Source organism: Mycobacterium sp. (genome assembly GCF_039583785.1).
GTDB lineage: Bacteria > Actinomycetota > Actinomycetes > Mycobacteriales > Mycobacteriaceae > Mycobacterium.
In genome coordinates this window covers 48,722-69,404 of sequence record NZ_JAVKSG010000011.1, presented here as the reverse complement: position 1 = coordinate 69,404, position 20,683 = coordinate 48,722, and the positions used below count along the sequence as shown (strand labels likewise).

16 protein-coding genes and 2 pseudogenes are annotated in these 20,683 nt (G+C 67.8%); 3 read left to right on the top strand and 15 right to left on the bottom strand.

The window, feature by feature from the left end; translation table 11 throughout:
* Position 1: 1 nt before the first annotated feature.
* The 6 genes from carB to pyrR form a co-directional block, all read right to left on the bottom strand.
* Complete coding sequence (carB, locus tag ABDV69_RS06550) at positions 2–3,349, bottom strand: carbamoyl-phosphate synthase large subunit (protein WP_343572706.1); 3,348 nt, start codon at positions 3,347–3,349, stop codon at positions 2–4.
* A gap of 87 nt (positions 3,350–3,436) precedes the next feature.
* Positions 3,437–4,543 carry a glutamine-hydrolyzing carbamoyl-phosphate synthase small subunit gene (gene carA, locus ABDV69_RS06545; RefSeq protein WP_343572732.1) on the bottom strand — a complete coding sequence of 369 codons (1,107 nt, stop codon included), beginning with the start codon at positions 4,541–4,543 and terminating at the stop codon, positions 3,437–3,439.
* Between the two features lie 5 nt (positions 4,544–4,548).
* Positions 4,549–5,061: a transporter gene (locus tag ABDV69_RS06540; RefSeq protein ID WP_343572705.1), complete on the bottom strand. Its 513-nt coding sequence runs from the start codon at positions 5,059–5,061 to the stop codon at positions 4,549–4,551.
* Positions 5,058–6,350, bottom strand: a complete 1,293-nt coding sequence (locus tag ABDV69_RS06535) for a dihydroorotase (RefSeq protein WP_343572703.1) — start codon at positions 6,348–6,350, stop codon at positions 5,058–5,060. Before ABDV69_RS06535 ends, ABDV69_RS06540 begins: the two co-directional genes overlap by 4 nt.
* Positions 6,347–7,321 (bottom strand): aspartate carbamoyltransferase catalytic subunit, encoded by a 975-nt coding sequence (locus tag ABDV69_RS06530; RefSeq protein ID WP_343572702.1) that lies wholly within the window; start codon positions 7,319–7,321, stop codon positions 6,347–6,349. The genes ABDV69_RS06535 and ABDV69_RS06530 overlap by 4 nt, the downstream gene beginning before the upstream one ends.
* Positions 7,318–7,890, bottom strand: coding sequence for a bifunctional pyr operon transcriptional regulator/uracil phosphoribosyltransferase PyrR (pyrR, locus tag ABDV69_RS06525; protein ID WP_343572700.1), 573 nt, complete (start codon positions 7,888–7,890; stop codon positions 7,318–7,320). Before pyrR ends, ABDV69_RS06530 begins: the two co-directional genes overlap by 4 nt.
* Positions 7,891–8,015: 125 nt before the next feature.
* On the opposite strand from pyrR, the gene ABDV69_RS06520 reads away from it, so the two are divergent.
* Both ABDV69_RS06520 and ABDV69_RS06515 read left to right on the top strand, forming a co-directional pair.
* Positions 8,016–9,734 (top strand): hypothetical protein, encoded by a 1,719-nt coding sequence (locus tag ABDV69_RS06520; protein ID WP_343572699.1) that lies wholly within the window; start codon positions 8,016–8,018, stop codon positions 9,732–9,734.
* Between the two features lie 34 nt (positions 9,735–9,768).
* Complete coding sequence (locus tag ABDV69_RS06515; RefSeq protein WP_343572697.1) at positions 9,769–10,971, top strand: serine hydrolase domain-containing protein; 1,203 nt, start codon at positions 9,769–9,771, stop codon at positions 10,969–10,971.
* A 72-nt stretch (positions 10,972–11,043) separates the two neighbouring features.
* On the opposite strand, the pseudogene ABDV69_RS06510 reads toward ABDV69_RS06515, so the two are convergent.
* From ABDV69_RS06510 to ABDV69_RS06490, 5 genes and pseudogenes are all read right to left on the bottom strand, one after another.
* A pseudogene (locus ABDV69_RS06510) lies at positions 11,044–13,785 on the bottom strand (aminotransferase class I/II-fold pyridoxal phosphate-dependent enzyme); the annotation flags it as partial.
* 48 nt (positions 13,786–13,833) lie between these two features.
* Positions 13,834–14,196 (bottom strand): antitermination protein NusB, encoded by a 363-nt coding sequence (locus ABDV69_RS06505; RefSeq protein ID WP_343572695.1) that lies wholly within the window; start codon positions 14,194–14,196, stop codon positions 13,834–13,836.
* On the bottom strand, positions 14,193–14,678 hold the full coding sequence (nusB, locus tag ABDV69_RS06500) for a transcription antitermination factor NusB (RefSeq protein WP_343572694.1): 486 nt from the start codon (positions 14,676–14,678) through the stop codon (positions 14,193–14,195). Before nusB ends, ABDV69_RS06505 begins: the two co-directional genes overlap by 4 nt.
* On the bottom strand, positions 14,675–15,238 hold the full coding sequence (efp, locus tag ABDV69_RS06495; protein ID WP_343572693.1) for an elongation factor P: 564 nt from the start codon (positions 15,236–15,238) through the stop codon (positions 14,675–14,677). The genes nusB and efp overlap by 4 nt, the downstream gene beginning before the upstream one ends.
* Before the next feature lie 131 nt (positions 15,239–15,369).
* Complete coding sequence (locus ABDV69_RS06490) at positions 15,370–16,467, bottom strand: Xaa-Pro peptidase family protein (RefSeq protein ID WP_343572692.1); 1,098 nt, start codon at positions 16,465–16,467, stop codon at positions 15,370–15,372.
* A gap of 33 nt (positions 16,468–16,500) precedes the next feature.
* Here ABDV69_RS06490 and ABDV69_RS06485 point away from each other — a divergent pair, with 33 nt between their 5' ends.
* Complete coding sequence (locus ABDV69_RS06485; protein WP_343572691.1) at positions 16,501–17,220, top strand: B-4DMT family transporter; 720 nt, start codon at positions 16,501–16,503, stop codon at positions 17,218–17,220.
* Here ABDV69_RS06485 and aroQ read toward each other — a convergent pair.
* From aroQ to aroC, 4 genes and pseudogenes are all read right to left on the bottom strand, one after another.
* Complete coding sequence (aroQ, locus tag ABDV69_RS06480) at positions 17,217–17,651, bottom strand: type II 3-dehydroquinate dehydratase (RefSeq protein WP_343572689.1); 435 nt, start codon at positions 17,649–17,651, stop codon at positions 17,217–17,219. The two genes, ABDV69_RS06485 and aroQ, sit on opposite strands and share 4 nt — an antisense overlap.
* Positions 17,648–18,736 (bottom strand): 3-dehydroquinate synthase, encoded by a 1,089-nt coding sequence (gene aroB / locus ABDV69_RS06475; RefSeq protein ID WP_343572687.1) that lies wholly within the window; start codon positions 18,734–18,736, stop codon positions 17,648–17,650. Before aroB ends, aroQ begins: the two co-directional genes overlap by 4 nt.
* 152 nt (positions 18,737–18,888) lie before the next feature.
* Positions 18,889–19,386: pseudogene (locus ABDV69_RS06470) on the bottom strand (shikimate kinase); the annotation flags it as partial.
* The gene (gene aroC, locus ABDV69_RS06465) at positions 19,387–20,592 is read right to left on the bottom strand and encodes a chorismate synthase (protein WP_343572730.1); all 1,206 of its coding nucleotides are present in this window, start codon (positions 20,590–20,592) and stop codon (positions 19,387–19,389) included.
* Positions 20,593–20,683: the final 91 nt, after the last annotated feature.

Here is a 20,683-nt window from a genome sequence, read left to right as displayed (position 1 = left end):
CCTACCGGCCGCCGTTGTGCAGCGAGCTGTGCAACTCCTGCAGCGAGCGCACACCGATGTCGCCGCGGATGCCGGCTTCGATGCCCTGCACCGCCGCTGACACGCCCTGCACCGTCGTGACGCACGGGATGTTGGCTCCGACTGCGGCCGAGCGGATTTCGTAGCCGTCGATGCGTGGGCCCGAGTTTCCGTACGGCGTGTTGAACACCATGTCGACCTCGCCGGCGCGGATGGCGTCGACGGCCGACATCTTCGGCCGGCCAGGCTGGGCCTCTTGGAAGTGCTTGCGCACCTCGTCGCACGGGATTCCGTTGCGGCGCAGCATCTCCGCGGTGCCCTCGGTAGCCAGCACCCGGAAGCCCAAGTCGGCCAGCCGCTTGACCGGGAAGATCAGCGATCGCTTGTCGCGGTTGGCCACTGACACGAAGACGGTGCCCGCAACCGGCAGCGACCCGTAGGCCGCGGTCTGGCTTTTGGCGAACGCGCTGCCGAAGTCGCGGTCGATGCCCATCACCTCGCCGGTCGATTTCATTTCCGGCCCCAACAGCGAGTCGACGCCCGAGCCGTCGGCGCGGCGGAATCGGTGAAACGGCAGCACCGCCTCCTTGACAGCGATCGGGGCGTCGGGCGCCGCGTTGCCGCCGTCGCCGACGGGTGCCAGCAGGCCTTCCTCACGTAGTTGGGAGATCTTGGCGCCCAGCATGATTCGTGCGCAGGCCTTGGCCAGCGGGATCGCGGTGGCCTTGGAGACGAACGGCACCGTTCGGCTGGCCCGCGGGTTGGCCTCCAGCACGTAGAGCACGTCGTCTTTCAGCGCGTACTGCACGTTGAGCAGGCCCACCACGCCGATGCCGTGCGCGATGGCCTCGGTCGCTGTGCGGACCTTCTCGATGTCGCTGCGGCCCAGGGTGACCGGGGGCAGCGCGCACGCCGAGTCGCCGGAGTGGATGCCGGCTTCTTCGATGTGTTCCATGATGCCGCCGATGTAGACCTCGTCGCCGTCGCATAGCGCGTCGACGTCGATCTCGATGGCGTCTTCGAGGAAGCGGTCCACCAGCACCGGATGTTCGGGCGAGAGTTCGGTGGCGCGGGCGATGTAGCCCTCCAGCGTTTCGTCGTCGTAGACGATCTCCATGCCGCGCCCGCCGAGCACGTAGGACGGCCGGACCAGTACCGGATAGCCGATGTCGGCGGCGATCCGCCGGGCCTGCGCGAACGTGGTCGCCATGCCGTACCGCGGCGCGGGCAGTCCCGCGGCGGCCAGCAGGTCGCCGAACGCGCCGCGGTCCTCGGCCAGGTCGATGGCCTCCGGCGGGGTGCCGACGATCGGGACACCTTCGTCGGCGAGCCGCTGCGCCAGCCCCAGCGGGGTCTGGCCGCCGAGCTGGACGATGACTCCGACGACGCCGGGCCCACCCTCGCCGGAGAGTTGCTCGGCGTGGAACACCTCCAGCACGTCCTCGAACGTCAACGGCTCGAAGTAGAGCCGGTCGGCGGTGTCGTAGTCGGTAGACACCGTCTCCGGGTTGCAGTTGACCATCACGGTCTCGAAACCGGCCTGCGACAGGGTAGTTGCGGCGTGCACGCAGCTGTAGTCGAATTCGATGCCCTGGCCGATCCGATTCGGTCCCGAGCCCAGGATCAGCACCTTGGGCTTCTCGGTCTGCGGGGCCACTTCGCTTTCGGCGGCGGGGTCGAGTTCGTAGCTGCTGTAGTGGTACGGCGTCTTGGCCTCGAACTCCGCAGCGCAGGTGTCCACCGTCTTGTACACCGGATGGATGCCGAGCCGCCGCCGCAACGAGCGCACCCCAACTTCACCAGCCAATTCCGGTCGCAGCGCGGCGATTTGGCGGTCCGACAAGCCGCTGTGTTTGCACCGGCGCAGCAGGTCGCCGTCAAGGAAAGGTGCGCCGGCGACCTCTTCGCGCAACCGCAGCAGCTCGGCGATCTGCGCGACGAACCACGGGTCTATCCCGGAGGCTTCGGCCACCCGGTCCACCGGTGCCCCCAACCGCAGCGCCAGCTCGACGTCGTAAAGCCGACCCTCGGTGGGCGTCCGCAGCCGCTCCAGCGCATCCTCAGCCGTGCCCGCGGTGTCAGGTCCGGTCCAAAAGCCGGTGCGCGTGGTTTCCAGCGACCGCATCACCTTGCCGAGCGCCTCGATGAAGTTGCGGCCCAACGACATCGCCTCGCCGACGGATTTCATCGTGGTGGTCAGCGTCGCGTCGGCGCCGGGGAATTTCTCGAACGCGAAGCGCGGCGCTTTGACCACTACGTAGTCCAGCGTGGGCTCGAAGCAGGCCGGGGTTTGCCTGGTGATGTCGTTGAGGATCTCGTCGAGGGTGTAGCCGATGGCCAGCTTGGCGGCGATCTTGGCGATCGGGAAGCCGGTGGCCTTGGAGGCCAACGCACTCGACCGCGACACCCGGGGGTTCATCTCGATGACGACCAGCCGGCCGTCGCGCGGGTCGACCGCGAACTGGATGTTGCAGCCGCCGGTGTCGACCCCGACCTCGCGCAGGATGGCGATGCCCAGATCCCGCATCCGCTGGTATTCCCGGTCGGTCAGCGTCATCGCCGGTGCCACCGTCACCGAGTCGCCGGTGTGCACACCCATCGGGTCGACGTTTTCGATCGAGCACACCACCACGACGTTGTCCTTACCGTCGCGCATCAGCTCGAGCTCGAATTCCTTCCAGCCGTAGATCGATTCCTCGATCAGCACGTTGGCGCTCGGGGAGGCGGCCAGCCCGGCGCCGGCCATCCGGTCGACCTGTTCGGCGGTGTACGCCAGGCCGGAGCCCAGCCCGCCCATGGTGAACGACGGCCGGACCACCACCGGCAGGCCCAGCTCGCCGACGGTCTCGCGAACTTCGTCAAGAGTGAAACAGACGCGGCTACGGGCTGATTCACCGCCGACCTTGGCGACGATGTCTTTGAACATCTGCCGGTCCTCGCCGCGCTGAATCGCGTCGAAGTCGGCGCCGATCAGTTCGACGCCGTGGCGCTCCAGCGCACCGTTTTCGTACAGCGCGACCGCGGTGTTCAGCGCAGTCTGCCCGCCCAGGGTGGCCAGCAGCGCGTCGATCTTGTTGCCGCGCTCGGCCTGCTGGACGATGACCTTTTCCACGAAAGCCGCGGTGATGGGCTCGACGTAAGTGTGGTCGGCGTATTCCGGGTCGGTCATGATCGTCGCCGGGTTGGAGTTGACCAGGCTCACCTGCAGGCCTTCGGCGCGCAGCACCCGGCAGGCCTGGGTGCCGGAGTAGTCGAATTCGCACGCCTGCCCGATGACGATCGGCCCGGAACCGATCACCAGGACATGCTTGAGATCAGTCCGCCGTGGCATTACCCGTTCTCCCTCTCGTTACGGCGCGAGCGTGCACAGATGTACGCCACTCGCGGCGTGTCAATGCGCAAACACGTACGCTCGGCATCATTGGCGATCTGCCATCAGGTCGACGAATTGGTCGAACAAGTACTCCGCATCGTGCGGTCCGGCGGCGGCCTCCGGGTGGTACTGCACCGAAAATGCCCGTCCGTCGACCAGTTTCACACCCTCGACGACACCATCGTTGGCGCAGGTGTGGCTGACCACCGCCGCACCGAACGGGGTGTCGAACCGCTGACCCGCTTCACCTTCGAGCGCGAACCCGTGGTTCTGGGCGGTGACGGCGACCCGTCCGGTGGCGTGGTCCAGCACCGGGATGTTGATACCGCGGTGACCGAAAACCATCTTGTAGGTCGACAGACCGAGCGCGCGGCCCAGGATCTGGTTGCCGAAACAGATGCCGAACAACGGGATTCCCGCGCCCAGCACCTTGCGGGTCACCGCGACGATGTGGTCGGCGGTGGCCGGGTCGCCCGGGCCGTTGGACAGGAACACCCCGTCGGGTTTGAGCTCGGCGATCTGCTCGAAGGTCGCCGACGAGGGCAGCACGCGGGTACGCACTCCGCGCCGGGCGAAGTTGCGCGGGGTGTTGGTTTTGATGCCGAGGTCGACCGCGGCAACGGTGAACCGTTGCGGCCCTTCGGGTTCCACCACGTAGGCGTCCGGCGTGCTGACCTGGCCGGCCAGGTCGGCGCCGAGCATCGGCTGCTGGCCGCGGACCCGGTCGACCAGTTCCTCGGGTGCGGCGAGCGAGTCGCCGGAGAACACGCCCGCCTTCATCGAGCCGCGGCTGCGCAGATGACGAACCACCGCGCGGGTGTCGATGCCGGCGATCCCGACGATCTGCTGGCGGACCAGCTCGTCTTCCAGTGTCCCGGTAGCGCGCCAATTCGACACCCGCGGCGAGGGGTCGCGTACCGCGTAGCCGGCGACCCAGATCCGCTCGGCCCGGCTTTCGCCGTCCTCGTCGTTCCAGCCGGTGTTGCCGATCTGCGGCGCGGTCGCCACCACGATCTGCCGGTGATAACTGGGGTCGGTCAACGTCTCCTGATATCCGGACATGCCGGTGGAAAAGACTGCCTCGCCCAGTGTCTGGCCGATCGCGCCGAACGCGGTCCCGGTGAACGTCCGGCCGTCGTCGAGAACCAGCATCGCCTTCACAGCGCGACTCCTTCCGGCCAACTCTGTAGCCACCCCTTGTATTCGTCGCGATTGTTCGCCCGAAATCCGGTGTCGATCTTGACCCCCGACGGCAGTCGCCACCGGATCGCCAGAATTCCGTCGCGGGCGGCGACTTTTCCGGCGATCACGTGCTCGGTCCGGATGCCGGAGATCGACTCCGTCGGGATCCAGATCGGCTGCGCCCCGGTGCGCTGCACCAAGATCCCTTCGTGGTGGCGACTCAACACCGCCTTGCTGCGGTAGCCGAGGTCGCCGACGGTGATCCGCTGGCTCCAGGCCGGGGCCATGGTGCAGCCGACGTAAATGCCGGCGGTGGTGATCGTCGCGGGGCCGACCTGCCTCGGGATCTCGGGCAGGGTGCCGATCAACTCGGCTTGGCGCTCGGCGCGTCTGCGCCAACCGCGCAGCATCAGCTGGATGATAAACGCGATCAGCAGAGCCACCACGCCGGCCATGACCAGCGACGCGACCAGAGTTCCCGAATTCACGCCGGGCTCTTTCCGTCGCGCGCGGTGATCTTGCCGCGCAACAGAGTTGCCGTCACGGTTGCGGGCAGCGTCATCGTCTCGTAGGGGGTGTTGGCCGACCTGCTGGCGAACTCAGCGCCGACGACCGTCCAGGTGGCGTCCGGGTCGACGACGGTCAGGTTGGCCGGTTCCCCGATCTCCAGCGGACGGCCCTGGTCCGGCAGCCCGGCGATGCGGGCCGGGTTTTCGCTCATCACCCGTGCGATGTCACGCCACGTCAGCAACCCGGGAACGACCATCGCCTGCACGACTGCCGACAACGCGGTCTGCAGACCGAGCATCCCGGGCAGCGCGGCGGCGAACTCGACGCACTTTTCGTGCTCGGCATGCGGCGCGTGATCGGTGGCCACACAGTCGATCACGCCGTCGACCAGTGCCTGCCGCAGCGCGACCGCGTCGGAGGCCTCGCGCAAAGGCGGGTTGACGCGGTTGACGCCGTCGTAGCTGACCAGCCGACTGTCGTCGAGCAGCAGGTGGTGCGGGGTCACCTCGGCAGTAATCGAAATACCCTGCGCCTTAGCCCATTTGACAATCTCGACGGTGCCCGCGGTGGAGGCGTGGCAGATGTGCACCCGAGCGCCGGCGTCACGGGCCAACAGGGCGTCGCGGGCCACGATCGACTCCTCGGCGGCCCGCGGCCAACCGGATAGGCCCAGTCTGGCTGCGTTGGGCCCCTCGTGCGCGACCGCGCCGACGGTCAGCCGCGGCTCCTCGGCGTGCTGGGCGATCAGCACACCCAGGCCGGTGGCGTATTCCAGTGCACGGCGCATGATCAGCGGGTCGTCGACGCATTTGCCGTCGTCGGAGAACATCCGCACCTGCGCGGCTCCGGCGGCCATCATGCCCATCTCGGTGAGGTCTTTTCCGGCCAGCCCGACCGTGACCGCGCCGACCGGATGGACGTCGACCAGGCCGACCTGCTGCCCGCGATGCCAGACGTGGTCGGTGACCACCGGGCTGTCGGCCACCGGGTTGGTGTTGGCCATCGCGAACACCGCGGTGAAGCCGCCGAGGGCGGCTGCGGCCGAACCGGTTTCGATGTTCTCGGCGTATTCGCGGCCGGGCTCGCGCAGATGGGTGTGCAGGTCCACGAACCCGGGCAGCAGCACCTGGCCGGCGGCGTCGATGACATCTGCATCGTGGGGGACCTCGAGCCCGGAACCGATGTCGGCGATCTGCCCATCGTCGACCAGGACGTCGACCGGATCCCCCTGGCCGTAGCGCCGCACCCCACGTAGCACCACACTCACGCCATCACCCCCTTGCCGGCGAGCCCCGCCACACCCGCCTCGGTGCCCACCAGCAGATGGAACAGCACCGCCATCCGGACGTGAACGCCATTGGACACCTGTTGCAGCACAGCCGATCGCGACGAGTCGGCGACCGACGACGATATTTCCATGCCGCGCAGCATCGGCCCGGGATGTAGCACGATCGCGTGCCCGGGCAGCATCGCCTGACGTCGGTCGGACAGCCCGTAGCGCACCGAATACTCACGCGTCGAAGGAAAGAAGCAGGCGTTCATCCGCTCGGCCTGCACCCGCAACATCAACACCGCGTCGGCGGCCGGCAGTTCGGCATCGAGGTCGTGGGACACCGTCACCGGCCAGTCGGTGACCCCGACCGGTAACAGCGTCGGCGGCGCCACCAACACCACCTCGGCCCCGAGGGTGTGCAGCAGCACGACGTTGGAGCGCGCGACCCGGCTGTGCAGGATGTCCCCGACGATGACGACCCGGCGCCCGTCGTAGCCGCCGAGCCGCTGCCGGATGGTCAGCGCGTCCAGCAGTGCCTGGGTGGGGTGCTCGTGGGTGCCGTCGCCGGCGTTGATCACCGCCGGTCCACCCTCAGCGGTCGACGTCCAGTCCGCAAGCCGTTGTGCCGCACCCGAAGCCGGATGCCGAATGATCAGCGCGTCGGCGCCGGCGGCGCGCAGGGTCAGCGCGGTGTCGCGCAGCGATTCGCCTTTACCCACCGACGATCCGGCGGCGCTGACGTTGATCACGTCGGCGCTCATCCACTTGCCGGCGACCTCGAACGACACCCGGGTGCGGGTGGAGTTCTCGTAGAACATCGTGATGATCGTGCGGCCCCGCAGCGTCGGCAGCTTGCGCACCTCGCGGCCGACCAGCGCTTGGGCGAAGCGGTCGGCGTCGTCGAGAATCGCGGTGGCCTCGTCGCGGGACAGATCGCCGGCCGCCAGCAGATGCCTCGGGCTCATCGGGAGATCACCACCCCGTCGTGACCATCGTGCTCGCGAAGCTGCACGTGCACGTTCTCGGTCCGCGACGTCGGCACGTTCTTACCGACGTAGTCGGCGCGGATCGGTAATTCGCGGTGGCCGCGGTCGACCAGCACCGCCAACTGGACCACGCGCGGGCGGCCGACGTCGCGGAGTGCGTCCAGCGCGGAGCGCACCGAGCGACCGGAATACAGCACGTCGTCGACCAGGATCACCAGTGCGTCGTCGATACCGCCGGCCGGTATCGACGTGTTCTCCAGCGGCCGTGGCGGCTTGGTCATCAGGTCGTCGCGGTAGAGCGTGATATCCAAGGCACCGTGCGCGACCTCGGCACCGGAGAACTCGGCGATGTTGACCGCGAGGCGGTCGGCCAACGTCACACCGCGGGTGGGGATTCCCAACAGCACCACCCGAGGTGCATCGGCACCGTCGAGGGCGGTCTTTTCGATGATCTGATGCGCAATGCGCGAAATTGTGCGACCCACGTCGGCCGCCGACATCAGTTCCCTCGATCCGCCGCGCGAAGCAGCGTCACCCGAGGCGCCCATGTGAGATCTTGACCTCCTTCTCCGCCTCTCTGGACGGATCGTTAAAGGATGTCGACTGCCGGGCAGCGTAGCATTCGCGGCTCACCCTGGCGAAAACGACAGGCGTTCCCAGCGGAGGAGCTTGGGTGCCCGAACGCAGGCCCTGGCACTGGACCGGTGCGCTCACAGTATTCGTCGTCTATCTGCTCGGGGCGGTGGCCGTCACCATCCGGGCCTGGCGCGGCCCGACATCGGGCTGGGCCGGTAGCTGTTGCGACCAGGAGCAGGCGATCTGGTACCTGGGCTGGACGCCACACGCCCTGGCACACGGCCTCGATCCGTTCTTCACGACCCAGCTCAACGCGCCCTCCGGCGTCAATCTGATGTGGAATCCGTCGATGCCCTTGCTGGGAATCCTCGGCTGGCTCCCGGCGAAAATCGGTGGACCGCTGCTCGCCTTCAACGTCCTTGTGGTGCTGGGCATATCGCTGAGCGGATTCACCGCGTGGCTGGCCATACGCCGCTGGACCGGCGACGGACCGGGCCCGGTCGTCGGTGGTGCGGTGTACGCCTTCTCGCCCTACGTCGTCTCGCATGCGGCCCTACATCTGAACCTGGCCACGGTCTGGGTCCCGCCACTGCTGCTGCTGGTGATCGACGACCTGCTGGCGACGTGCCGTCGACCGCCGTGGCAATCGGGTCTCGCCCTCGGAGTCCTCGGCGTTGCTCAACTGCTGATCAGCGAGGAACTGCTGGCTACCAGCGTCATCGCGACCGGTGTCGTGGTCAGCGTCACGGCGTTGGCACACCACAAAAAGGTCCGCGCCCGGCTGCTACCCGCGCTTGCCGTCGCCACCCCGACCTTCCTGCTGCTCGCGGCCTGGCCGTTGGCCGTGCAGTTCTTCGGGCCGCAACGCGTCAACGCCCAGGTGCAGGATCCGACGACTTTCTCCACCGACCTACTGAACCTCGTCGTCCCGACGCCCTACCAGCTGATCGCGCCCGGAGCGGCGACGCGGTTGTCACACGAGTTCAGCGGTTTCTATCACGAGGCGACGGCGTATCTGGGGGTGCCGCTGGTCATCCTGCTCGTTGTTGCGACCATCCGGCTGTGGAACGATGTGCGGATCCGGGTCGCCGTCAGCACGGGCGCGGTGATCCTCGTCCTGTCGCTCGGACCGTGGCTGCACATCGGCAACGAGGCACTGCGCATCCCGCTGCCGTGGCTGGCACTGGCGAAGCTGCCGCTGCTGAAGCATGTTCTGCCAGGCCGTTTCACGGTTTTCGTGTGGCTGGCGGTGGCGGTTACGGTGGCGGTCGTTGTCGCGCGATCGACCCGACTTCCCCCGCGACCGGCCGCGAGATGGTTGTCGGCTGTGGGCATGTCCTTGGTACTGCTGCTTCCCGCGCCGCTGCCCCGAGCGCCGTTCACGACGCCGGCGTTCTTCCACAACTGGTCGAGCCAGCACATCGGATCCGACGAAACAGTGCTGGTTTCTCCGTATTTCGTCAACGGTAGCGAGGCCGCTCCGATGGTGTGGGCCGCCGAGTCCGGCTACCGCCTGCGGATGCCAGAGGCCTACGCATATCTGCCTCAGCCGAACGGCGGAACCTATTCCGGGCCAACGCAATCGCAGCTCACCTACACAATGTTCATGATCCAACAGCGCGGCTCCTGGTTGGTGGCGCGGGGCGATATTCGCGCGCAGATTGCCGCCGACCTCAGGGCCGCCGACGTGCGCCATGTGATCGTCGGGCCGGCACAGCACTGGCAGCCGATGATCGCGTTCTTCACCGACCTCTTCGGCCGACCCCCGGAGTTGGTCGAGGGTGTCGCGCTCTGGCGGGACATCACAGTCCGATGAATCTCGGCGACACCCGCCCACTAACCTGAATCGAGTGAACCTCGAGGGCAATCAGGCCTCCATCCGCGAAGCCTGCGACGCCGGCTTGCTCGCCGGCGCGGTGACACTGGTCTGGCAGCACGGAAAGGTGCTGCAGGTCAACGAGATCGGTTACCGCGACGTCGATGCCCGATTGCCCATGCAGCGCGACACACTGTTCCGTATCGCCTCGATGACCAAGCCGGTCACCGTGGCCGCCGCGATGAGCCTGGTCGACGAGGGCAAGCTCACGCTGGGCGACCCGATCGTGCGCTGGTTGCCCGAATTCGCCGATGTGCGGGTGCTCGACGACCCGACCGGACCGTTGGATCGCACCCAACCGGCCGGACGCGCAATTCTGGTCCAGGATCTGTTCACCCACACCAGCGGCCTGGGTTACGGATTTTCGGTCGGCGGTCCGATCTCGCGGTCCTACGTCCGCCTGCCGTTCGGGAGCGGCCCCGATGCGTGGCTGGCCGCGCTCGCCGAATTGCCGCTGGTCCATCAACCCGGCGAGCGACTGACCTACGGCCATTCCACCGACGTGGTCGGCGTGCTGGTCTCCCGCGTCGAGGGCAAGCCGTTCCACCAGGTGCTCGACGAGCGAATCCTGCGGCCGCTGGGCATGATTGACACCGGCTTCCACGTCACCCTCGAGGGTCGCCGACGTGCAGCGACCATGTACCGGCTCGACGAGCAGGATCAACTTCGGCACGACGTGATGGGTCCGCCGCCCGTCACGCCACCTGCGTTCAGCAACGCCGGCGGCGGATTGTGGTCGACCGCGGACGACTACTTGCGATTCATCGAAATGCTCTTGCGCGAAGGAACTTTGGACGGCGTTCGGGTGCTCTCGCCGGAGTCGGCGCGGTTGATGCGCACCGACCGACTGACCGACGAACAGAAGCGACACAACTTCCTCGGCTCGCCGTTCTGGATCGGGCGCGGGTTCGGGCTCAACCTGTCGGTGGTCACCGACCCGGCGAAGTCGACACCCCTGTTCGGGCCGGGAGGCCTCGGCACGTTCAGTTGGCCGGGCGCATATGGAACGTGGTGGCAGGCCGATCCGGCCGCGGACCTCATTCTGCTCTACCTGATCCAGAACATGCCGGCGTTGTCGGCCGATGCCGCCGCGATCGCCGGCAATACCTCGCGAGCGAAAATCCAAGCGGTACAGCCGAAATTCGTGCACCGCACTTATCGGGCACTGAATCTGTAATGGCTCATTTCACGTTCAGTGCGGGATCGCCGCCTCGGCCGCCTGCGCGGCCTGCCCATTGGTCCTCGCACGTGCAATGGCGTCCCGCGCCGCGTTGATCCGTTTGAGCGCGTCCTCGGTGAACACCGACAACCCCAGGTCCGGGTTGTAGCCGTGGATCTCCTTGATGTCGAGTTGGGCGAGGAAATACAGGATCTGCTTGGAAACCAGCTGTCCCGGCACCAGCACCGGGAAGCCCGGCGGATAAGGAACCACGAATCCGGTTGACACCAAAGACTTTCCGTCGGCGAGCCGCCGGCCCGCATCCCCGATCATGACGTGTTCGCGGTCGGCGTCCTCGTAGCCCGCGTAGAACGCCGACCGCATGTCACCGAATGAGCTGGCCTCGTCGGGCTTGAAGGTGCCGTCGAATTCACTGAAGTCCGGCAGCGCCGGCAGATCCTCGGTGATCTCCTCGACCCGGCGCCGGTGCAGGGCGCGGTAGTCGCGGCTGGCCGCGGCTTCGGTGCGGTCGAAGTCGGTGGCGACCCGGCGCAGCACGTCGAGCAGATAGTGCACGCTCGACCAGGTCACCCCGATGGTGAAAATCAGCAGCACGCTGTTGATCGACGTCTTGTTGATCTGGATGCCGAACCGCTCCATCAGGACTTTCTCGCGGAAGTCGTAGCCGTTCATGCCAGTCTTGCCGATGAACAGGGTCACCCGCGTCGGGTCGAGCACGAACTGGTCGGACCGCCACGCCTCGTTCCAATCCGCCAGCGCACCCTGGCGCACCTGCCGGTAGGAGTTGACCGCCGACAGCCGGAATTCGTCGGGCACCAGATCGGATTCGTCGAGGATGCGGAACCACTTGCTGATCAACCGGTCTTTGCGGACGCGGTGCCGGAAGACCAACGCCATGTCGTAGACGTGGCGCACCATCTGGAAGCCCTCGATGTCGACCTGACGCCGGGCCAAATCCAGCGAGGCCAGCAGTTGCTGGTTGGGTGACGTCGAGGTGTGGGTCAGAAACGCCTCACCGAACGCGTCGCGGGACTGCGAATTGAAATCCTGGTCACGGATGTGGATCATCGACGCCTGCCGCAGCGCCGACAGCGACTTGTGCGTCGAGTGCGTGGCGTAGACTCGCACCCGCGCCGTGCTGGGGTCGGGAAGCAACCGGTGCTCACCCCACTGGCTGCGCGGCACGTCTTTCATCGACTCCCGCCACTGCAGGTACTCCTGGGCATAGTCCGGCGACGACAGCATCGATTCGAGCCGTTCGGCGGCCACCATCGCGGTGCGTTGGCGGGCCCACGGCACCGCGGTGGCGAACGCATACCACGCCTCGTCCCACAGGAAGCAGATGTCCGGCTTGATCGCCAGCACCTCTTCCATCACCCGCCGCGGGTTGTAGACGACGCCGTCGAAGGTGCAGTTGGTCAGCAGCAGCATGCGCACTTTGCTCAACTGCCCGGCGGCCTCGAGGTCGAGCAGCGCCTTCTTGATGGTCTGCAACGACACCGCGCCGTAGATCGCGAAGGGTTGCAGCTCGTAGGCATCCAGGTACAGCGGATAGGCGCCGGCCAGCACCAAGCCGTAGTGGTGCGACTTGTGGCAGTTGCGGTCGATCAGCACGATGTCGCCCGGCCGGGTCAGCGACTGTACGACGATCTTGTTCGCGGTCGAGGTTCCGTTGGTGACGAAATAGCTGTGGTCGGAGTTCCAGGTGTGCGCGGCCTTGTCCATCGCTTTTTTGATGTTGCCGTGCGGGTCCAGCAGCGAGTCCAGTCCGCCCGAGGTGGTCGAGGTTTCGGCCATGAAGATGTTGCGGCCGTAGAACTCCCCCATGTCGCGCAGCGTTTTGGAGTTGAAGATGCTGGCGCCGCGCGCGACCGGAAGCGCGTGGAATTGGCCGGCCGGCCGGGCCGCGTAGGCCCGTAACGCATCGAAAAATGGTGTGGCGTAACGGTTTCTGATACCGGCCAGCACCGTGCTGTGTAGATCGGTGACGTCGTTGAGCCGATAGAAGGTGCGGTCGTAGACGTCGGGCTGGTCCTCGGCCTCGGCCTCGGCGGCGATCGACTCGTCGGTGAGCAGATAGAGGTCGATGTGCGGCCGAAGCTCGCGGATCCACTCGCCGCACTCCACCCAGTCATGGGTGCGATCGGTCGCCACCACCTCGTCGTTCGCGCCGAGCAGTGTGGTCATCAGCGGCACCCGGTCGCGGGAGCGCAGCGGGATGTCGTGCCGGATGATCGCGGCCTGGATCTCCCCGTTCAACGCGACCGCGGTGATGGCGTCCTCGACGCTGGAGACCACCAGCAATTCGAACTGCACGTCGTCGCTGACGTCGCGGATCGCGCGCAGGCTCTCCGCCAGCCCTTCCGGCGCGTTGGCCGGCGCGTCGTCGGCGAGCAGCACGGTGTAGAACTGCTGCTCCTTGGCGCGCGCCACCAACTCCTGGTCGGCCAGGGGTGAGGACGTGTCGAACAGCGCCGCACGGTCTCCATATTCGGAGAGCAACCGGACGGCCAGCGACACCTGTTCGGCCAGACTGACCGTCGCGAGGTGGTCGAGATGGCCGCGGTAGTTCGCCAAATTCTCCGGGCCCGGGTAGATCCAGTAGCGCTCATAGGCGCGCAACCGGTTGAGCAGTCGCCGCACCCGGGCGGCTTCGTGGCTGGTGTCCATCCCGGCCCGGTCGACGACGGCCAATTGATGGCACGCGTCGTCCAGCAGGTTCCAGGTGTCGATGCGCGAGTACGACGGGTTGGCCACCGCCGCAATCGCGGACACATGCAGCCGCCTCGGGTGCCTGCCTTCTCGGTCCATTTCGCCAGTGTGTCCTTCCGGTAACGTGGGTGGGGCCGTTTTAAGTGCTCAACCGTCCCATTCGTCGTCGTCGGCTTTTCGACCGCGGGTGATCGGAATCCAGCGCCGGGCCGGCGCGACCTCGGTGACATCGGACAGCGACCGAACGACAGCTTGCGTCAACGCCATGATCGCCGCCATCACCGGCAGCAACGGGCGGAACGGGGTGGCGGCCGCGCGAACCGTCTCGATGCGGCGGGCCAGGACCAGACGCTCGACCGAGTGATACAGCCACGCGCCGACGCCGAGCGCGTAGATCGCCAGCGCCGCCGCGATCACGGCCTGCCCGTAGGCCGCGCACAGAACAGCGCCCAGAATGACCGTCGCCGCCAGGATGCCGGCGATCAGGACGCGCAACTCCAGCCGGGTCATGAGTCGGCGGCGTCGCGTACTGCCTGCGCGGCGGCCCGGATCTGCGGAGTCACCAGCATCACCTGGCCCAGCACCCCGTTGACGAAGCCCGGTGAATCGTCGGTGGACAAGTCCTTGGCCAGCTCGACGGCCTCGTCGACGGCGACCGGCGCCGGCACGTCGTCGGCGTGTAGCAGCTCGAAGACCGCGACCCGCAGGATCGCGCGGTCGACGGCCGGCAGCCGTTCCAGCGTCCAGCCCTGCAGATGCGAGGAAATCAGGTCGTCTATGTGAGCACTGTGCTCGGTGACGCCGTGCGCCACGGTCACCGTGTACGGATGCGGCGGCGCCACGTCATCATTGGCCGCCGCGAGCGCGGTGCGGGCGTCGGCCGCCTCAGCCGGGGTCAATCCGCGGGCCTCGGCTTCGAACAACAAGTCGACGGCGCGCTTACGTGCCTGATGCCGTCCTTTAACGGTGCGCGCAGGACGGGGCCGGCTCACGCGTTGACACGTCCCAGGTAGCTGCCGTCACGGGAGTCGACCTTGAGCTTGTCGCCGGTGTTGATGAACAGCGGAACCTGAAGCTCGGCGCCGGTCTCCACCGTGGCCGGCTTGGTGCCCGCGCTGGAGCGATCGCCCTGCAGGCCCGGCTCGGTGTGGGTGACGACGAGTTCGACGGTCACCGGCAGTTCTAGATACAGGGGTGCGCCGTTGTGGAACGCCACCTGCACCGGCAGGCCCTCCAGCAGGAAGCGGGCGTTGTCGCCGACCAGCGACTCCGGCAGCGGGTGCTGCTCGTAGTCCTGGCTGTCCATGAACACGAAGTCGGTGCCGTCACGGTAGAGGAAGGTGGCGTCGCGCCGGTCGACCGTGGCGGTCTCGACCTTCACCCCGGCGTTGTAGGTCTTGTCGACGACCTTGCCGGAGAGCACGTTCTTCAGCTTGGTGCGCACGAACGCCGGGCCCTTGCCGGGTTTGACGTGCTGGAAGTCGGTGATCTGCCACAGCTGGCCGTCGATCACCAGGACAAGTCCATTTTTGAAATCGGCAGTGCTTGGCACGGTCGGTGAATCTCCTACAGGCGATTGGTGGTGGTGTCGGCACACCGGACTGCGAGCGACTCTACCCGCGGCGAAGCCGAGAGCTAAATGGTCGACCGCGGCGTTTTGATAGCGTCCGGGACGCCCGCTGACTAGCCGACCACCGTCAGTTCCCGCGGAAACCGGGTGAGCAGCTCCGGTTCCCCCTCGCCGGCCACAACCAGGGTGTCCTCGATGCGGACGCCGCCGCGGTCGGGCAGGTAGACGCCGGGCTCCACGGTGACCACCGAGTTCGCCAGCAGCGTTCCTGCGGCGGTGGCGCCGATCCCCGGCGCTTCGTGGATCTGCAGCCCTACCCCGTGGCCCAGGCCGTGGCCGAAGTGCTCGCCGTGTCCGGCGTCGGCGATCACGCCGCGGGCCGCGCCGTCCACATCGGCGAGGCACACGCCCGCCCGCAGCGCCTCCCGTCCGGCTCGCTGCGCGGTGCTGACCAGCTGGTATATCTCGAGCTGCCAGTCGGCGGCCTTGCCGAGGACGAAGGTGCGGGTCATGTCGGAGTGGTAGCCGCCGACCAGGGCGCCGAAGTCGATCTTGACGAAGTCGCCGGTGGCCAGCACCGCGTCGGTCGGCCGATGATGCGGGATCGCCGAATTCGCCCCGCCGGCCACGATCGTCTCGAAGGAGACGCCGTCGGCGCCGTGGTCGAGCATCAACGCTTCCAGTTCGCGGCCCACCTCTCGTTCGGTGCGGCCGGGTCGCAGGCCACCGCGCTCGAGCAGATCGGTCAGAGCCGCGTCGGCGGCATCGCACGCCAACCTCAGCAGCGCCACTTCGCCCGCATCCTTGACTTCGCGCAAGGCCTCCACGGTCTGCGAGGCGCGCACAAGCTCGGTGGCGCCGGCCGTGGAAATCCCAGCGGCCAGCGCGTCGTATCCGTCCACGGTGACGACGTGGCTCTCGAAGCCGACCCGGCGCACCTTGACCGCCGCCGCGCGTCCGGCCAGATACCGCCCGCCGGCCCGCTCGATCGCCACCTCCAGGTCGGGCGCCTGCCGCGCGGCCTGGGTGCGGTAGCGCCCGTCGGTGGCCAAGACGACGTCCTCGCCGTCGGCGAACACCAGCAACGCCGCATTAGACCCGGTGAATCCCGACAGGTAGCGGACGTTGATCAGGTCCGTGACCAGCATCGCGTCCAATTCCGCCGCGCGGAGTCGAGCTCCGAGAGCGGCTCGCCGCTGGGAATAGGTCACGCCAGCGAACGGTACTCGCTACGCTGTGGCCCCATGACTAACTGGATGCTGCGTGGCCTGGTGTTCGGCGGCGCGATGGTCGTCGTTCGGCTGCTCCAGGGAGCGCTGATCAGCGTGTTCCAGACGCAGGCCACGTTGATCAGCCTCGTGCTGCTCGCCCTGTTCACCGTGGGCGCGCTCGCCTGGGGTCTCATCGACGGCCGCGAGGACGCCGCGTCTAGCCCCGACCCGGACCGTCGCGGCGACCTGGCGATGACCTGGCTGCTGGCCGGACTGATCGCCGGTGTGCTCAGCGGAGCGGTGACCTGGCTGATCGCGGTGTTCTACGACGCCTTGTATGTCGGTGGGCTGATCAACGAGTTGACCACGTTCGCGGCATTCACCGCCCTGGTGGTGTTCGTAAGCGCGGTCGGCGGTGTCGCCGTCGGCCGCTGGCGGGTGGACAAGACGGGCGCCTACCGGCCGCAGAGCGGCGCTGCCCAGGGCGATGAGGACCGCGCCGACACCGACGTGTTCGCCGCCGTCCGGTCGGAGCAGACCCCCACCACCGAGGCCCAGGAATGGCCGGAGGAGCAGACGAGTGCCGTGGCGACGGCCGAACGCGGCTACGAAGCGCCGACGGCCTACAGCGAGGAAGCCGCGCAGAAGACCGAAGCTCCCGCAGCGCCCAGCGAAGCCGACACGACTGAGGTTCCGGCGCACGAGCGCGCCGAACCGGCCACCGAGCACATCGAGAAGCCGCAGTCCGACTAGACGTTCAGACCGGCCAGATAGCGCAAGGCCAGCGCATACCCCTGCACGCCACATCCGACGATGACGCCGCTGGCGATCGGGCTCAGATACGAGTGATGCCGGAATTCTTCGCGGGCAAAGACATTGGAGATGTGCACCTCGACCAGGGGTGCGCTCAGCTCGGCACAGGCGTCGCGCAGTGCGATCGAGGTGTGGGTCAGCCCACCGGCATTGAGGATCACCGGTTCCTTGGCGTCCGCCGCCCGGTGGATCCAGTCCAGCAGCTGGGCTTCGCTGTCGCTCTGCCGCACAACGGCTTTGAGGCCCAGCTCGGCGGCCTCACGCTCGACCAGCGCGACGAGGTCGTCGTGCGTGGTGTGACCGTAGACCTCCGTCTCGCGGCGGCCGAGCCGGCCGAGGTTGGGCCCATTGATCACGTTGACCGTGCTCACCGGGTGCCCACCTCCGCATACGCCGCCGCCAGCAGCGTCGGGTCCGGACCCTCCAAGCGGCCGGGCTTGGCCAGCCCGTCGAGCACCACGAACCGCAGCACGCCCGCGCGGGTCTTCTTGTCACCGGCCATCGACTCCACTAGTTGCGGCAGCGCATCCGCGTCGTAGCTGGTCGGCAGTCCCAGCGAGGTCAGGATGTCGCGGTGGCGCTGCGCGGTGGCGTCGTCGAGACGGCCGGCCAGCCGGCCCAACTCGGCTGCGAACACCATGCCCACCGAGACCGCGGCACCATGCCGCCACTGATAGCGCTCCCGCCGCTCGATCGCGTGACCCAAGGTGTGGCCGTAGTTCAGGATCTCGCGGAGCTCCGATTCTTTTTCGTCGGCCGCGACGACGTCGGCCTTGACGACGATCGCGCGCCGGATGAGCTCCGGCAGCACGTCGGCCGACGGGTCCAGGGCGGCCTGCGGATCAGCCTCGATCAGGTCCAGGATCACCGGGTCGGCGATGAATCCGGCCTTGACGACCTCGGCCATCCCGGCCGCGATTTCGTTGTGCGGCAACGTCTGCAGCGTCGCGAGGTCGACCAGCACCGCGGTCGGCTGATGGAACGCGCCGACCAGGTTCTTGCCGGCGTCGGTGTTGATGCCGGTTTTGCCGCCGACCGCCGCGTCGACCATCGCCAGCAGCGTGGTCGGCACGTGCACGATCGAAACCCCGCGCAACCAGGTGGCCGCGGCGAAGCCGGCGACGTCGGTCGCGGCGCCGCCGCCCAGGCTGACCAACGCGTCTTTGCGGCCAATACCAATGCGGCCCAACACTTCCCAGATGTAGCCGACGACGGGCAGGTCCTTGCCCGCTTCGGCGTCCGGGATCTCGATCTGGTGGGCGTCAATACCCTTGTCGACCAGGTGGTTTCGGATAGCGTCGGCGGTCTGTGTCAACACCGGCTGGTGCAGGATCGCGACGCGGTGCCGACCGGCGAGCAGGTCGCCGAGTTCCCCGAGCAGGCCGGTGCCGATGACGACCGGGTACGGCGGGTCGACGGCCACCCGCACGATGACCGGTTCGCGAGATTCCGTCATTTCTCCGCCTCGGCGCGACGAGCCGCGGCCAGCGCGGCCGGGGTTGCGGGCGTCGGTGGCGGCCCGGTCCGGGGCTCGGGCACGCTGAACGTCTCCGGAGCCGGCGAGCGGCGCCACGGCGGCCGGCGTCGCTGACCCGGTTTCGGGTCGTTCAGGCGGCACACGATGTGGCGGACCACGGCACCGGGGTTGCGACGGTTGGTGTTCACCCGAATCGTGGCGACCTTTCGGTAGAGCGGCACACGCTGGGTCATCAGCGCGCGGAATTTTTCGGCGCGGTCGGGTCCGGCCAGCAGTGGCCGTACCGTGTGACCGCCCGTGCGCCGAACCCCCTCGGCCGCATTGATTTCCAAATACACGACGGTATGGCCGGCCAGCGCGGCCCGCACCCCCGCGGTGGTGACGGCTCCGCCGCCCAGCGACAACACCCCGTCGTGTGAGGCCAGCGCCGCCCGGATCACCTCTTCCTCGATCCGGCGGAACTCCTGCTCCCCGTCGGTGGCGAAGATGTCGGCGATGCGGCGGCCGGTCTGCTCCTCGATCGCGGCGTCGGTGTCGAGCATCGCGACGTCAAGAGCTTTGGCCAGCCGTCGACCGATGGTGGACTTACCGGATCCCGGCAGTCCCACCAGTACGGCTTTGGGCGCCATTTACCCGGACGCCCGGACTTCGGTCACCGGTTCACGCTCGGCGACCGAACGGCGGTAGGCCTCGATGTTGCGGCGGGTCTCGGTCAACGAATCGCCACCGAATTTTTCCAGCGCGGCCCGGGCGAGCACCAGCGCGACCATCGTCTCGACCACGACCCCGGCGGCCGGTACCGCGCAGACGTCGGAGCGCTGGTTGATCGCGACGGCCTCGTGGCCGGTGGCCATGTCGACGGTGGCAAGCGCGCGCGGCACGGTGGAGATCGGCTTCATCGCGGCGCGCACCCGCAGCGGTTCGCCGTTGGTCATACCACCTTCCAGGCCGCCGGCCCGGTTGGTCGAGCGGATCACGCCGTCGGGACCCGGGTACATCTCGTCGTGTGCACGGCTGCCGCGGCGGCGGGCCGTAGCGAAGCCGTCGCCGATCTCGACGCCCTTGATCGCCTGAATGCCCATCACGGCTGCGGCGAGTTGGCTGTCCAGCCGGTTGTCGCCGCTGGTGAACGACCCCAACCCGATCGGCAGCCCGGTCACGACGGCTTCCACCACGCCGCCGAGGGTGTCGCCGTCCTTTTTGGCGGCTTCGATCTCGACGATCATCGACGCTTCGGCAGCCTTGTCGAAGGCCCGCACCCCGCTGTCGTCGATCGCCGCCAAATCGTTGGGCTGCGGCGGCGGGCCGTCGTACGGGGTGGACGCGCCGATCGAGATGACGTGCGAGAGCACCTCGACGCCGAGGGCCTGCCGGAGGAACTGGCGGGCGACGGTGCCGGCCGCGACGCGGGCGGCGGTTTCGCGGGCACTGGCCCGCTCGAGCACCGGGCGGGCGTCGTCGAACTCGTACTTGAGCATGCCCGCGTAGTCGGCGTGACCGGGCCGCGGCCGGGTCAGCGGCGCATTGCGCGCCACCTCTAAATCGGCGGCGTCCACTGGGTCGGGGGCCATCACGGTTTCCCACTTCGGCCATTCGGTGTTGCCGATCTCGATGGCGATCGGCCCGCCGAGTGTGACGCCGTGTCGCACACCGGCCAGCACGGTGACGTCGTCGCGCTCGAACTTCATCCGGGCGCCGCGGCCGTAGCCGAGGCGGCGGCGGGCCAGCTGGTCGGCGATGTCGTCGGAGGTAATCGTCAGCCCGGCGACCATGCCTTCGACCACGGCCACCAGCGCTCGGCCGTGGGATTCACCAGCAGTAGTCCATCGCAACACGAGTCCCATCTTCCCACGACACGCCTCGACTTGAAAAAGCGTCACAGCGCAGGGCTGCGTTTTGGTTACTGCCGAGTAGGGTATTACTTAG